Genomic DNA, 14,200 nt, shown 5'->3' with positions numbered 1-14,200 from the left:
AAACGCTGCTGCGGCAACGATAGTTTAGGGGTAGCCCTACGCAAAAATAGCTCGATGCCAGGTTTTTTAATTCATACAATACCAAAAGCCCCACGCTCCACAGCCTGGGGCTTTTTGTTATGGTTGTTGGGTAATGTATTCCCTCTTCTCTCACTCTCCGAAAACTTTTGCCATTTCTGAATTCTAGAGCTTTTGTATAGCAGGCGATGTCTACGACGGGCTACGCCTACGCGCGATTATTTTCTAATAACAAATACAAGACGGATTTTTTTGTAATAGTGTAGCTTGTATTGGTTGCCTCATGAGGCTTCTAGCGATCGCCCTCGCGGAAAGTGACAGAAGAGGGATTAATAATACGAAGTTGCCAAAGATAGTATTGTCACGTATCCCCCTCCGCTTGTAGTGGAGACATGATTTGCTTTTGCTGTTCTTGTAGCCAAGTTTCAAAAAGTTCATTCAGCAAGCGCACTTTCATAAATTCATCCAGTTGTGCTGGAATAAATTTTTCTAAACGCAAAATTACAAACCATTCAGCGATACGGGTAGGGGGCAATATCTGACTTGGTTGAGTGCTAGAGAGCATTTGCACCATTATCGGATGTAGTGCATTCAATTCAATCGGGCCTACCAAGCCACCAGTTTGGGCTTCCGGTCCGAGTGAGTATTCCCGTGCTAAATCAGCAAAAGAGTTTTCTTTTGCCTGAATCCTGAAGTATAGTTCTTGGGCAATTCCCACATCCTGGGTTCGTAGTAGGGAATAAATTACTTTGTCCAGTTTTGCCTTGGACTGAAAAAAGTAAGATTCCAGTTTATTACCCCAAGTGGCTTGCTTGAATTTTTCAATTTTCAGCTTACGAGTGGTGATAACTTCTAGTTGATCTGGATTCAGCCCTTGATGTGCCATCCAAGCCTGGATATCTTCTTCATTTTTGAACTGTTTTTCGGCGTAAAACTGCTGTTTAGCTTGGGCTACTTCCTCTGGTGTACAGTCTATTGCAATCTTGGCGGAGCGCAAGTTTTGCTCTATTGCCTCATCAATGATCAATTCTCGCTGCAACTGTGGCAGCATTTGGTAACTTGCCAGTAAGGAAATCAGTTCACTAGCTGTGATTGTACGATTACCGATTTGGATCGTTTCGGTCATTAGCTTTCGGGCATCTCAAGAATATTTAGTCTGTTAAAGAAGCTATACCGTAGCCCATTTACTAGGAGCTTTTACCTTAATTCTACAGAGTTAGGTATACTAACCTCACTTTCGCAATAATTAAATAGTTACTTGCTAACATACTTAAAAATATACAGTTTATATGAGTTTTTATCAAAGATTCTACGCAAATACTAGTGGATGTAAAGATAAAGACAAAATATAGTTCTCGCCACTACGAGTTTAGAAGACGAAGTTTATCGGAGCTAGGCTATTTTGAGGTTTCTATTATTATGTATAGAGGCACAGTGGTATTAGTGTCGTGATTCTTCTCCCAACCTCAAAAGACCGTTTGGTAGATAAGGGGAGACGTGAAGGACGTTAGTACGCGTACTCTTACGGGGAAGCAAGCTACGCGCAGCGTCTCGCACTTAAGTGTTTGGAATTTTCTCAAGTAGAGCAGGCGTGATGTGCCAAGGGCAACGCTCCTACGTTGCTAAAGCGTCTCTACGAGACACTGTGCGATCGCTATCGAGTATCTAGGGATCTCTTTACATTTATCAGAGGTGTAACAAGGCACACATCCTATTCTGCCTTTTTACATAAGGGTATTGTATGTATCCTACAACCAAAAATTCTTAGGTCTATAACGACTCTAAATAGTTCAAAAGATCCGCCATTTCTTGAGCACTAGGTTGGAATTTTGGCATTGGCGGTGTTTCGCCACTAATCACTTGGTGAATCAGCCCATACCGAGACTTGTGCTTTGAAACAGCTTGCAAACTGGGCCCCACTCGCCCGTCTGCTTCCAAGCCATGACAACCAGCACAGTTAATTTGAAATATCGCGTGTCCTTGAACTGGGTTTCCTGTTAGGGATAGAACACTCTTGACATATGGATCGGAGGCTTGAACCAACTGAACACCAAAAAAGCCCAAAGGGACTCCTAGCAGTATAGCCAGCGTTAATAAAACGATCCGCTGAATCAAAATTTCAGGTTTGGTAATCTGGTTATCCAAAAGGTTTGCTGTGAAAGTCTAGGTGTGCTAAAAAGTTTTCATTTCCTACACATAGCTTAAAAGTTCTTGATTGTGTCTGCAAGCACAGAAGACTATTTTTTTGTGGGCAGTCGCCCTCCAAAAGGCTGTAGGGCGCAGGATTCATACGAAATTTGGTAAAATCAAAAACAGGCAACGAATATTTAATAATTACAAAGAGGAGATTTACAGTGGTTGAACCCCTGCTATCAGGTATTGTCCTTGGTCTAGTTTTCGTCACTCTCGCTGGACTTTTTTACGCTGCATATAAGCAATACAAGCGCCCCAATCAGTTGGGCGGATGAGAGAGTAAAGATAGAGTGCCCAGTTGTGAGCGCTGAGTCCTGAGTGGGATGAGAGAAGGGGGACAAGGAGGACAAAGAAGCAATTTTCTGCCCTACTCCCCACTCTTTTCATTCCATAATTCTATAGAAAGTAAGTGATGTGTTGCCGTAAACTTTCTGGCGGCAAATTTCCCAAGCGGGAATCTCTGGCGGTGTCCAACCTTGTGAGGCGTGTTCAACTGCGATTTCGCCGCTAGGAGCTAAAAGTTGATGGTGAGCGATCGCTTCTAATACTGGCTGGTACAATCCACTGGCATAAGGTGGATCGAAGTAGATTCTATCAAACTGTTTACCTGATAAAGTCTTTAACTGCTGGGTAATATCTCCTCGCAATACCCGAAATTCTTGGTCGGCATTAGTTAACTGCTGCCAATTTTGTTGGATGGTGGCACAGGCTCGGCTCGATTGTTCAATTCCCACTACTAGGCTGGCTCCTCTACACAAAGCCTCTGCGCCCATTGAACCAGTACCGGCGCACAAATCTAGCCAGCAACAACCTGCAATTTCTCCTTGCCAAATATTAAAGACTGCCTCTCTTACTCGCGCACTAGTGGGTCTAGTTTCTTTCCCTGGTAAAGTTTTTAGCTGGCGATTACCGTAAATTCTCAGGCTCATTGGTTATTAGTCATTGGTCATTTAGTCATTAGTCATTGGTCATTAGTTTTAGACAAAAGACAAAGAACAAATGACAAAAAGAATATTAGGCAGGAATTTTTTCGCGGACTTGAGCAACGAAATTAGACAGGATTTGCAATCCGATATTAGAGGATTTTTCGGGGTGAAATTGTACTGCCATGAGGTTTTCATGAGCGATCGCAGCTGTGACGGTTTGAGTACCGTGAGTGATAGTTGCTGCACGGATTAGCGGGTCTATTGGGTCAACATAGTAGGAATGGACAAAATACACCCAAGGATCGGACGGTAAATGCTCCCACAAAATACTTTTTGGTTGAGTAACTTCCAGCTGATTCCAGCCCATGTGAGGAATAGTGATGTCAGGTTCGGGACGAAACCGCCGCACTTTTCCTTTGATAATTCCTAGCCCTGGTTGAGTACCTTCTGCACTTGATTCAAAGAGAATTTGCAATCCTAAACAAATTCCCAAAAAAGGTTTACCAGATGCGATCGCTTCTTTAATAGGTTGTTCTAAACCACGCGATCGCAGGTGTTGCACTGCTGGATCAAATGCTCCCACTCCCGGTAGGACTATAGCATCTGCCTGCTCTAATTCCTTTGGAGAATAAGTAACATTAGGAGTTGCCCCAGCTTTTTCCAAGCCTTTGCAAACTGAGTGCAAATTTCCCATCTCATAATCTACGACCGCAATTACTGGCATTTACCTGCTCCTTGTAAATTTATTATGGAGGGTTTTTCTATTCTAAATAATATTTGTTATGAAGAAAAGAATTCTATTAACTTCTTTTGACACTTGGCTAAAAGATCAACAGTCAAATTCTTCTGATGATTTATTACTTGAAGTTACCAAACTTGAGTTGATACCACATGACTTAACTTTTTTACGCCAATTACCCGTAGATGTGCAACTTGCCAGTACTCAGGTAATGGAAAAAATCAAGGCAATCCAACCTGATTACATCATCTGTTGTGGCATGGCTGCAAGCCGTACACAATTAAGTGTGGAAGCAGTTGCTAGCTGTGGAGAAAGTATTTTACAGACAGAAGTTGATTTAGAAAAATTAGTGGTGGGAGCAGCAAAAATTCAGATTAGCCACGACTGTGGGAAATTTGTTTGCGAGGGTCTTTACTATTCAGTGTTGGACTACTTAAGCCAAAGTCAACTCACAGCACGTTGTATTTTTGTCCACGTTCCGCTTCTCAATCAAGAAAATTTGATGGGGATTCTTGGCGATTTTGTATTAATTATTAACAAACTGGCACTCTCATCAAGTTGTTAATGTCTGTATGGTGAAAGAAATATCTAAGTATATGTTGCCATTGTTACTAATTTTCCCAATTGCCCAATCAACTCCTGCTACGCTACCACCTGAAGAAGTCGTGCAACCTCAAGAAGTGCGTCCTTTACCAGGTCAATTGGATACAGTGCCAACCTTTAATAGCAATAGTCCAGAATTGGTTTTGAAAGAAGGAATTTTACTCTCGACTTTTCCACCAGATGGGAAAAAAGTGCCAACAGCGCATCTGAATTTTCCTTTTCGGGGACGATTTGATATTTTTGCTCATCACGTTGCAAAAGCTGAACCACCAGAGAATTTGCGTAGGCGTAGCCCGTCGGAGACATCGCTCTATCTAGGAATAATTTTGCATAACCCTAGTTCGGAACCAGTGAAAGTAAATATTTGGCAGGCGGCGAGTTATTTAAGTCAACCGGATGCACCATTTATTCAGTTACCATCCTTTAGCCAAAACCTTTTAGGTAAAGTTTTTGCCGGGCCAGGCGATCGCGTCATGTCTGATGTGCTTCGGGGAGTGCGACAAGAGATTTTCCCTGCACAAATTGAGATTCCACCAAAGCAAAGTCGGATGTTACTAAATTTACCAATTCCTGTGCAGGGATTGACACCACCCCTAAATGGTCGGTCTACGTTCATGCGACTGCAAAGTGATGGTACTGTCTATGCAGCTAGCCTAGCGATGTTTGCACGGGAGAATCCTGATGGCAGTGAGCGATCGCCTACTTTAGAAGAGTGGCAGAATTTACTAGATAATGGTGATCTAGCTGGGCCACGAGATAAAACTCCCACTCCCTTAGAGGAAACTGGGAAACCAAGAATTTATGGGCGTGTTGCGGGAGTGGTTGGTGGTTCGCGATGGACAGCCTTATTAGTAGATAAGCCTAAAGCTAGCTATCTAACTATTCCCCAGCCTGGTCAAGTGTTTTCCTACGCTCTGAGTACCCTGCATGGCGGTACATTAGGAACTGGTCAAATTCAAAGTGCGCCTATGCTAGTGCGCTATCCTGACACCGCATATCGCGCTCATGGCAATTATGGAATTCAATATAATCTCAAGTTGCCGCTATACAACAATACTCAAAGTCCTCAAACTGTTAGTGTGTCGATACAAACACCACTCAAGGAGGATCAGTTAGTCAAACCAGGGCTACGCTTTTTGAGTACACCCCCTCCTCAAGTATTCTTCCGAGGCACAGTGCGGGTACGTTACAAAAATGACCAAAATCAGCCACAAACTCAGTTTGTGCATTTAGTGCAAAAGAGAGGTCAACCAGGAGAACCCTTAGTTTTATTAAAGATGAAACCAGGCGATCGCTCTTTGGTAGAAGTAGACTTTCTCTATCCGCCAGATGCTACACCACCGCAAGTATTAACAGTTTCAACTCAGGCTGAACCTCGGTAATGATTCACGGGTAATGGGTAAGGGCTTTTTTCTAATTACCTGTTACCAAAAAATAATTAAAGCCTATTCTAGAACTTTTCACCCCAAGTTTCTATATTTAGGGTGAATACTTATTCCGCTCCATACATTGCAATAGAAATAGCAGACTATAGCAGGCAATAAAGGGACGGTATGGCAACCGATCAAAAAATGAATCAAGAAACTGAATTAAATTCGCTCCAGCCGCTTGTTGGAATCTTGATTTTACTGGTAGAGGATGAGCCAGATATTGCAGATTTGCTCATCTTCATTTTGGAAGCAGCTGGTGCAGAGGTTATGGCTTTAACCGATGCAGAAGAAGCTCTTGCCTCAGTTGAATCGCTTCATCCCGATATTCTGGTGTGCAACATGAAGTTGCCCGAACATGATGGAAATTGGTTAATTGAGCAAATTCGAGTGCATTCTCGCCAATTTTTAAGACAGTTGCCTGCGATCGCTGTCACTTCTTATACACGGGAAGTCTCAGGGTATAAGGCTTTGAATGCTGGTTTTAACCGATTTCTAGTCAAGCTTGAGAGTCCAGAAGAAATTGTAGATGAGATTGTTCACCTTTTATCTACCGATTTTTAAATATAACTAGCTAGCTCGATCTCTCTCGTTTTTGATCGTGATTTCACACAATACTCTGTGGGAGCGCACAGCTAGCTATACACTCCTAAAAACCATTTTAAAAATGAAACCATATAACCCTAAGTGAGTAGGATTATATATTGGATATATTTACTAACCTCGTTGAAAACCCTTTGCTGGCTTTTGTTGTCCCTTACCCTTGGGCTTAGATTTGTTAACTTCTCCTAAAGCTTCCTGAAATAAGTTATGCAAATGTATGGGTACACTGGCAATGTCTGGCAACTCTGGCTCGATAGGTTTGTGGAATTCTTGCAAAAGTGTATCCAAGTCACTTTCAAGCCTAAAATCTGGACGTTGCAAAAATGTTTGCAACACATTTTCTAATTGAGTTGGATGCTGTTGCGCTAATCGATGCCAAATAAAAGCATTAATACTTTTATCTTCGAGGTAGTAGTGAACGAGTTTTTCTGCTCCTTGAACACTTTGCCAGTCCTCTGCCGATAAGATTGCTTGTACCTTACTATATGTTGGTAAAAACATTTGTCCCCAACGGGGATGAGAAAGAGCCGTTACCTGTTCTGCTTTCTTGAGTTCAGCAGGCAAATCAACCTTTGGCATCACCATTTTGCTCTTGCTGCTTTTGCTGTTAAACATTTCAGAGACTACGTTGGAATCAGCACCAAATTCTTGTGCTGCGGCTTCTATTTCCTCGTCGCCAATGCCAGCTGCTTCTGCCACTTCAGCAAGAGATTTAGAAGTATCAATTCCTGCGGCTGCAAAAGTTTTCTCAGTAATTACTTCTTGAAATTCCGCTATCTTTTTATTAAGCTGGTATCCAGATAGTGTGATTTCATCAGTACCAAAAAAGTCCACAAACTGCTGATGATATTTTTCTACTGACTGCCAAGCTTCTTCTAGCAAGTCTGGAGCATCGCTGTAAAGATTACTTTTATAGTTTTCTTTGAAATTACCAATTGCTACGGCAAGTTTTGGTTTACCTAATTTACCCATTATTGTGTAGGGGCCAGAAAACATCCAGTAGCTATCGGTAACGGGAGAAATGCGAGTTAGCAAGATTTCTCCGACTTTCAACCGAGATATTGCCTGTAATGTTTGAGTATTGTTTGGCTTGACGATGTAGCGTTTATCTGTCAACCAGTTCGTCAATTCAAAGCCATCAGGTAAAAGATTAGTGATGGCAAATAAGCCAATAAAAGTATGATGCCAACTATTTATCAGACTGCGATCGCTTTCTGCTAAATCTGGATGGCTTTCGATAAACAACTCTAATGGAGACTTATCACCGACTTTCCCGGCTGTCAAAAAGCTATCGATGGTTAAATCCTGCTGTGTATTATCACCACTTCCACGGCGCAACTGTTCTGCTGCATAGGTTTCCAGCGCTTGTGCCAGTTCGCCTTCAGCATCAAGGACAAAATCAACTAAGGCTTGTTTTAATTCGTGCGATCGTTCTAATATGACATCCACAAGTTAATCTCTCGGTGCAACAGATGTAGATTATAGCTTTTGAGAGAATTTCAGCATCTAGCTATTGCTAGATTTTTGAAGATATACACTTAGCAAAATAGGTTTTATCATGCAGGCATACTAAAGACGACATCTTGCACAGCCCGTTTACTCCATACACCTAAAGTACTATTCCTCGACGAACCCACAATTGGACTGGATGTAATTGCTCGTCAGGAATTAAGCGACCTCATCCGAGAGTGGAACTGTAGGGGAAGTGCATCTTTTTTTCTGATTCTTGCTTGTACTTGAGAAAGCGCAGAAAGTCCAGAGTTTCTTATACAAAAAACTCTTGAGAGAATTCATCTAATGAATTCAATTTCTTGGGGTAGGAGTTTTTTGAGAGTTATAAATATCAAGAAAAATGGGAATATAGAAGTTTGATTTCCAGACTTTTTTCAAAACCTACTATGCAAACTTAGTTCGTTTGTACTATTTTTGTATTTGTAGATTTTATTACAGGCATATTATGAAAAGCGATCCTAATCAGAGTAAGGAAACAAATTATAACACTGGGCTGAGTGTTATTTTCTCTGAAAAAGCTCTCATTGCATTGTTGCATATCATACTTGCCTTAGGTATTGCTCATCTACAATTTAGCAGTTCAGCTAATCAAGAACACCCTGCAAAAGTTTTGCAAGACAAACACAATTAGTAAGGTTTTTACTAGGGAAATATGAGAAATTGCGAAAACTTGCACAAAGGATGATTGCTTATGTCTAGAGGCGGTTCCAGAAAAGGTTCAGGTCGTAAATATAAATTTGGGGAGCCACTTGCAGAGATTGGTGTTCCTTCATCAATCAGTAATGACTTGATTGTGGTAATAGAGTACCTCTGGGAAAAGGGAATAAGAGGAAAAGAATTGATAGATGCTCTACGTTCGGCAGAGTTTCGCAAAGTCAGGAAGTATGACTATGCAGTATCAGCAGGCACACACAGCACATCCAGTGTTGGAGGAGATTCAATGAACATCGATTATGAAGAAATTGATCTCTGTGAGGAACTGATCAATGAATCAAATAAAACGGTCATCTTACCTGTAATGGGAGACTCAATGATAGGTATTGGTATATATCCTGGTGATTGGTTAATTGTTGAATTAATTAATCCTCTATATCAAAAGCCTAAGGAGCAAGAGATTGTTATAGTTTCTGTGGATGATGAGACTTTAGTTAAACGTTATAGCAGGGAAAAAGGAGAAGTAGTTTTAGCATCGGAGAATGAGAACCACGAGCCAATCAGACGCTCTGAAGGAGCAATTTATATTTCAGGAATTGTGAAAAGTGCTATTCGTCGCAATTTATCAAAAAGCTTGCCAAATGGATAACCTTTGTACAGGACTCATTGATGAGTTACTTAGCAGCTTTTTTCAAACCTTGCCATCTTTGGCGCAATCGCTGCAAGTTAGGCGGATTATCACCATAACGCCAACCAACATAAGCTTGACAAATTTCATCTATTACCTCAGCAGTTGCTAGAGCATGATGCTGGTATGAGACTCTGGCATACTCTAAAGGCGTTTGTGCTGGATGTTTACCTAAACCTTTTTGGGTTGTCCATTGCAGCATTTGTTGATAAAGGCTTTCCATTGCTGGCAATTTCTTTAACCATCGACGGTTGCGCCACTCTCGCCACTGACCCCAACCCAGCCAAGCGAAGAAAGCTGCTGTAGTTGACAAGATTAAGCCAGTTAATACGCCAAACCAACCTTGAGAGAATAAAGCTAAAAACCAAGCGATCGCTCTAATCACCCACTTAAATATTGTCTCAAATACATTATTCAACAAACCTGTCACCGGAGAAGGTAGCCAGCCAGCAACCCAATGCCACAATTGGCGCAACACACTAAAAGTCTGAGTGTCTTCAATAGATGGGGGAATCAGAGGATGATTGGGAATAGGGTCAAAGGCAAACCAACCATATTTAGGAAAATACACTTCTGTCATCGCATAAGCGTCAGTATTACGGACAACGTACAGTCCTGTAAATGGATTAAATTCTCCTGAACTAAACCCTGCTACCAACCGCGCTGGAATGCCAATGGAACGTAGCATCACCGTGAGAACTGTTGAAAAGTGGTCTGGATAGCCTCCCTTTTGCTTAAACAAAAAAGTTTCTACCAAGTCTTCTTTTTCACTCAAATAAGGTAGGTCTAAGGGATTTTGAGGAACAGAGTAACGTTGCTTTAAATATTGAGCTAAATAGAGAGCTTTTTCGTAGGGTGAATCCAGGCTTTTAGCAGACTTTGCGACTTTTTCTTGATTGTAGTTAGCGAGGATTTCTTCGGTACGTTGCCGGACTTTTTCGGCAATTTCGGGAGGAATTTGCAGATAATGCTTTTTAATTTGTTGAGGATATTTAGTAGAAGCTTCACCTAACAAAGTGCGATCGCGGTATGGCACTTCGGAAATTACTGTGTAGGTAAAACCTTCTGATAATTCTACAGGCGATCGCAATCCGTCTTCTTTATCAACAGCGATCACTGGTGCTGGAAAGTAAACTTCCTTGGGATAAGTCATCGCCGGAATCAGGTTAGGCAAATCCGACACCACTGTATAAGTTTGTACTACCTCTTGGGTTTTACCAGTGAGTACAGATGGGGAAAGAAAAATTTGGTAAGACCAAGGCGATCGCCTAACAGTTGTAACATCTTCATTACGGGAAACTTCCCATCCCTTTCCTGTATAGTGGTCAAATCCTAATACTCGCCAAAAACCCTCAGCTTGCGATCGCACCCGCATGACAACCTTGGGTTTCATCTCGCCCCGCAGGTTTTGATTCATTTGGCTATTAAAACCGTAATAAAAATTATTATCTACTTTACCTGGTTGACCAGTTTTATTTTGTCCTGTACCACCGCTACCACTGCCTTGATTATCACCTTTACCTTGGCGGACATAACCGGGATTAATGATACTACGACCTGTGAAATTACTTTTTACTTGAATAGCAGAACTTACAGGAAAATTCCGTAATTGATAGCCCGGAAATCTGGGTAAAACAGCAAAAATTGCCAGCCCCAGACCGACAATTAGTAAAAAAGTTAGAATTAAAAATTTAAAATTAAGACTTGAGGAATTCTTCTGATTGAATTTTTCCTTTTGAGTTTTTAATGGCTGCAAACCCAAGCGTGAGCGGTAGTCTAGTACTAAAGTTGGCAGAGCGATCGCTAAAAATAACAGCAACACAGGTGCAAATGCTAAAGTCTGACTTAGGGTTGCTGCTACACCCAATAAAATCAGTCCGATCACAATCGAATAGCCCAAATTTTTCCGGCGGGGTGTATCAAAGCTATGCAACACCTGGAGTTGAATTAATAACTCTGCCAAACCCAACCGCGTATCATTCAACTCTCCTACTAATCGCCCAAAGAAAGCACCCAGTGCTACTAACATTCCAATGGCGATACAGAATTTAATTGCGATATTGCGATCGCGGCGACGATAATAACTCCAAATTGCACCCACAACACTTAGGGGTAACGCCCAAAAACTGAATGAAGTCTCAGCGGCAATATCCGTTGCCACAATTCCCAAAATAACCAACGCTAGCACCAGCACCCGCAATAAAATTGAATCTTCCACTTCAATCAAAGGCGACCCCTGCGGATTTTGCCGCCAGAAATTACCTACAGGGATACGCCAAAACCGATTCATCCTGGATAAGTTAAACATTTGAGTCTAGTAGAAGCAATGATGTAGATGCAACAAACACAATGCAGGGGAGGTAATTTGCTACCCTAGCACTGTGTTAAAAAAATGATATCTAAGGGCTAGAGATGGAAATACACGAGAAATGGGTGACGCAGTAAATCGAGAAATAATCAAATACTTTCTCAATATCCCCATGTCCCCATATTCCCGTGTCCCTGTGTCTTTGTAATAACTGCTTCTCGTAGACACCCTAATGACCGTTTATTGAAAAATAGGATAAGCTTCAAAACCAGGAAAATCCTCTTAATATATATCGGCGTTGATTGACATAGTGTGCTAGCGGTGGCAATTTAACCTAAATCGTGGGATTAATCACAAACAACAACGACTGTTCGTCTATTTCTGGAAATTCAACTTCCAGGGTATAAGTTGGGTTAAGTTGCTCGCAGCCTAACTCTACATTTAAGTATCCCGAAGTCGAAGATGTTGTCATTGCTAAAGTGCCACTTCCCCGCAGCGTCAAAGTTCCTTTAACAGGTAACTCAGCTTGCACAAGCAACTTCGTAAGTTTACCTAGAGACTGGTATTCTACTCTGATGTTCAAAGCACCAACACTGGTTAGCCATTGTCTTTCTACCACCGGACTGGTTGCTGAAACTGGTAGAGTCAGATTTTCCAGCAGTTGTTTAGCTGCTAGCAACGACAAAGCCATCTGTTGACGCGGTTGTAAATCTGAGTAATCGCTCTGAATAGCGGGCATTGTCTCCAGAGTACTTGCAGACCGATAGGTGCTTCTTAGCACCAATCCAGCTATATCATTTAATGCTTGAGACTCATTGGGAAAAAAGCTCTCCACCACTTGAACTAATTTTGCCCCCAATGGCACTGAAGATGTCACTAAAGCCTGACATTGTTCTAGCAATTGCTGGAAAACTCTTTCCGGTAAGCGAGTCGGCAAGGTCAACTTCGATTGTTGTACCATCCATCCCCAGCTAGGAACGAGTGTCATTGACGGCTCATCAACAAAATCAGGATAGTCGATTAATTGTGTTTCCCAAGGAAACAACGGTGGGTGCTCTTGGGCTTGGATTTGTAACCGATTCTTAAGGACAGCTTGAAAACGATCTTGCACAGTAGGAATTTCTCCCAGTTGAAAGGTCTGGGGCGTTCCTCCCAATTTTGGCTCACTGCTTTTTGAAGCAGTGGCTTCCTTGAGAAGATTTTTTACCCCGTCATTTTCCTCACATTCTACCGATTGCTCGTTATTTTTGACATCATCTGTCAACAACCAATCGAGACACCGGTGTTGTAAGGATTCTGAGTCACTATTCATGAGTAGATGCACCTGATCCGGAAACTAATGAGTTACGAATTTCCCAAGCTTGCTCAAGAATTTTAAACCATCGTTTTTGCAGTTGTGCCATTGACAGCCCTAAAGTTTTTGCTATTTTTTCATCAGCTTGTCCTTGTTGCTTCAACTCTAATAAAGACCGTTGCTTATTGTCCAGCTGTGCTGTGTATACTTGCCATTGCTGGGGAGTTAAACCCAAATTTGTGTGCAGAGAAGCTTCCAGCCACTCGTGAACTAATTCCCAACGGTGCAACAGGGCAAACCGAATCAAATGATACTTAAAGCGCTGCTGCAAATAATCTCTCTGACGAGGAGTTAAACCTAAAACCGATTCAATTTCCTGTGCTGATAAATCTTGGAGGCGGAGAGAAAAATAATCAGCGCAGTCAGATTGTTGCCGTTGTTCGAGATAATTCATTAATTCCGTAACCACAACGGAACGCAAGGTGTCTTCTTCGGGTTCGGGTTCGGCTTGTGTTGCCATTGTGGAGCGCAATTGGTGAATTGCTGGTTCTTCCCAAGAACCGTCACCTTCATTATTGCTACCTTCTGCGGCTTGTTCTATATCTACACTGGTTTCTGGGGGCTGCTGTTGGGAAAAAGTTTGCGCGCGCAGGATAATTAGCTGTTGCTGACGACCTGGTAAAGGAATGCGTCGCTTGCCGTAGCGCTCGGTAAATGCCATATACTCGGACAATTCTAGAAGCGTCTGAGGGCGATAAGTAGCACCGAGTTGATTTTCTCGCCGGAAAGCGTTCAGCGCCTCTAGATAAAAACTCTGAAGGAAATCTTCAATTATTGTCAGCCGCCCTTGATAGCTCAATTGCTTCTGAGGAGGATTAATATATCGATAAATAATTGCACTCAAAGTACTGTGTAATTCGACCCTGCCCCGATTTGAACCCAACTGATAGTACCTGAGACACTGTTGCAGCCGATGCCGAGCCAGGGTCATCGCCGAGCTTTCTACAGATCCAGAAGCTTGGATACGTTTACTCTCATGACAAATCCGGTAGACTTCGGTGGTAATACGTCTTGCTACATCGTGGCAATTCTGTTCCGAAGCTTTAGTTGACTGCTGAAACTCCTTGGACAGGAGTTGAAAGATCGCCTCCACGCCTGTAGAATTTTCTCCCAGAATAGTTGCAGATGGAATAGTTGCGGTTGCGGCTGAATTCATAGTCTCGGTTTTCAAAAGA

General features: G+C 42.1%; 15 protein-coding genes. 7 read left to right on the top strand and 8 right to left on the bottom strand.

What is annotated here, in order from left to right; translation table 11 throughout:
* Positions 1-180 (top strand): hypothetical protein (locus CDG76_RS38735; protein ID WP_223265451.1); only part of this gene is annotated, 180 nt, incomplete at its 5' end.
* A 199-nt stretch (positions 181-379) separates the two neighbouring features.
* Here CDG76_RS38735 and CDG76_RS30140 read toward each other — a convergent pair.
* Positions 380-1,144 (bottom strand): peptidylprolyl isomerase, encoded by a 765-nt coding sequence (locus tag CDG76_RS30140; RefSeq protein ID WP_094352508.1) that lies wholly within the window; start codon positions 1,142-1,144, stop codon positions 380-382.
* A 644-nt stretch (positions 1,145-1,788) separates the two neighbouring features.
* Entirely contained in the window at positions 1,789-2,163 is a 375-nt protein-coding gene (locus CDG76_RS30135; protein ID WP_094352507.1) for a c-type cytochrome, read from the bottom strand.
* 209 nt (positions 2,164-2,372) lie between these two features.
* Between CDG76_RS30135 and petG the strand changes: the two genes are divergently transcribed.
* A complete protein-coding gene (gene petG, locus CDG76_RS30130; RefSeq protein ID WP_063721252.1) occupies positions 2,373-2,486 on the top strand; it encodes a cytochrome b6-f complex subunit V in 114 nt (37 codons plus the stop codon).
* Positions 2,487-2,594: 108 nt separating this feature from the next.
* Here petG and rsmD read toward each other — a convergent pair whose 3' ends face one another.
* Both rsmD and hisH read right to left on the bottom strand, forming a co-directional pair.
* A complete protein-coding gene (gene rsmD, locus CDG76_RS30125; protein WP_094352506.1) occupies positions 2,595-3,140 on the bottom strand; it encodes a 16S rRNA (guanine(966)-N(2))-methyltransferase RsmD in 546 nt (181 codons plus the stop codon).
* A gap of 85 nt (positions 3,141-3,225) precedes the next feature.
* The gene (gene hisH, locus CDG76_RS30120; protein ID WP_094352505.1) at positions 3,226-3,861 is read right to left on the bottom strand and encodes an imidazole glycerol phosphate synthase subunit HisH; all 636 of its coding nucleotides are present in this window, start codon (positions 3,859-3,861) and stop codon (positions 3,226-3,228) included.
* Between the two features lie 58 nt (positions 3,862-3,919).
* Between hisH and CDG76_RS30115 the strand changes: the two genes are divergently transcribed.
* The 3 genes from CDG76_RS30115 (at position 3,920) to CDG76_RS30105 (ending at position 6,470) form a co-directional block, all read left to right on the top strand.
* Positions 3,920-4,441, top strand: a complete 522-nt coding sequence (locus tag CDG76_RS30115) for a pyroglutamyl-peptidase I family protein (protein ID WP_094352504.1) — start codon at positions 3,920-3,922, stop codon at positions 4,439-4,441.
* A gap of 31 nt (positions 4,442-4,472) precedes the next feature.
* Entirely contained in the window at positions 4,473-5,861 is a 1,389-nt protein-coding gene (locus CDG76_RS30110) for a DUF3370 domain-containing protein (protein WP_094352503.1), read from the top strand.
* Positions 5,862-6,032: 171 nt separating this feature from the next.
* The gene (locus CDG76_RS30105) at positions 6,033-6,470 is read left to right on the top strand and encodes a response regulator (protein WP_094352502.1); all 438 of its coding nucleotides are present in this window, start codon (positions 6,033-6,035) and stop codon (positions 6,468-6,470) included.
* Between the two features lie 153 nt (positions 6,471-6,623).
* On the opposite strand, the gene CDG76_RS30100 is transcribed toward CDG76_RS30105, so the two are convergent.
* Positions 6,624-7,958, bottom strand: coding sequence for a hypothetical protein (locus tag CDG76_RS30100; protein ID WP_094352501.1), 1,335 nt, complete (start codon positions 7,956-7,958; stop codon positions 6,624-6,626).
* Positions 7,959-8,466: 508 nt separating this feature from the next.
* Between CDG76_RS30100 and CDG76_RS30095 the strand changes: the two genes are divergently transcribed.
* Both CDG76_RS30095 and CDG76_RS30090 read left to right on the top strand, forming a co-directional pair.
* The gene (locus CDG76_RS30095; RefSeq protein WP_094352500.1) at positions 8,467-8,652 is read left to right on the top strand and encodes a hypothetical protein; all 186 of its coding nucleotides are present in this window, start codon (positions 8,467-8,469) and stop codon (positions 8,650-8,652) included.
* 60 nt (positions 8,653-8,712) lie between these two features.
* The gene (locus tag CDG76_RS30090; protein ID WP_094352499.1) at positions 8,713-9,324 is read left to right on the top strand and encodes a LexA family protein; all 612 of its coding nucleotides are present in this window, start codon (positions 8,713-8,715) and stop codon (positions 9,322-9,324) included.
* A 25-nt stretch (positions 9,325-9,349) separates the two neighbouring features.
* On the opposite strand, the gene CDG76_RS30085 is transcribed toward CDG76_RS30090, so the two are convergent.
* The 3 genes from CDG76_RS30085 to hetZ form a co-directional block, all read right to left on the bottom strand.
* Positions 9,350-11,653, bottom strand: coding sequence for a transglutaminase TgpA family protein (locus tag CDG76_RS30085; protein ID WP_094352498.1), 2,304 nt, complete (start codon positions 11,651-11,653; stop codon positions 9,350-9,352).
* A gap of 352 nt (positions 11,654-12,005) precedes the next feature.
* A complete protein-coding gene (locus CDG76_RS30080) occupies positions 12,006-12,983 on the bottom strand; it encodes a PatU (protein ID WP_094352497.1) in 978 nt (325 codons plus the stop codon).
* Positions 12,976-14,181: a heterocyst differentiation protein HetZ gene (gene hetZ, locus CDG76_RS30075; RefSeq protein WP_094352496.1), complete on the bottom strand. Its 1,206-nt coding sequence runs from the start codon at positions 14,179-14,181 to the stop codon at positions 12,976-12,978. Before hetZ ends, CDG76_RS30080 begins: the two co-directional genes overlap by 8 nt.
* Positions 14,182-14,200 lie beyond the last annotated feature (19 nt).

It is taken from the genome of Nostoc sp. 'Peltigera membranacea cyanobiont' 210A (genome assembly GCF_002246015.1).
Lineage (GTDB): Bacteria > Cyanobacteriota > Cyanobacteriia > Cyanobacteriales > Nostocaceae > Nostoc.
The sequence above is the reverse complement of the archived record's forward strand: the minus strand, read 5'-3'. Positions and strand labels throughout refer to the sequence as shown.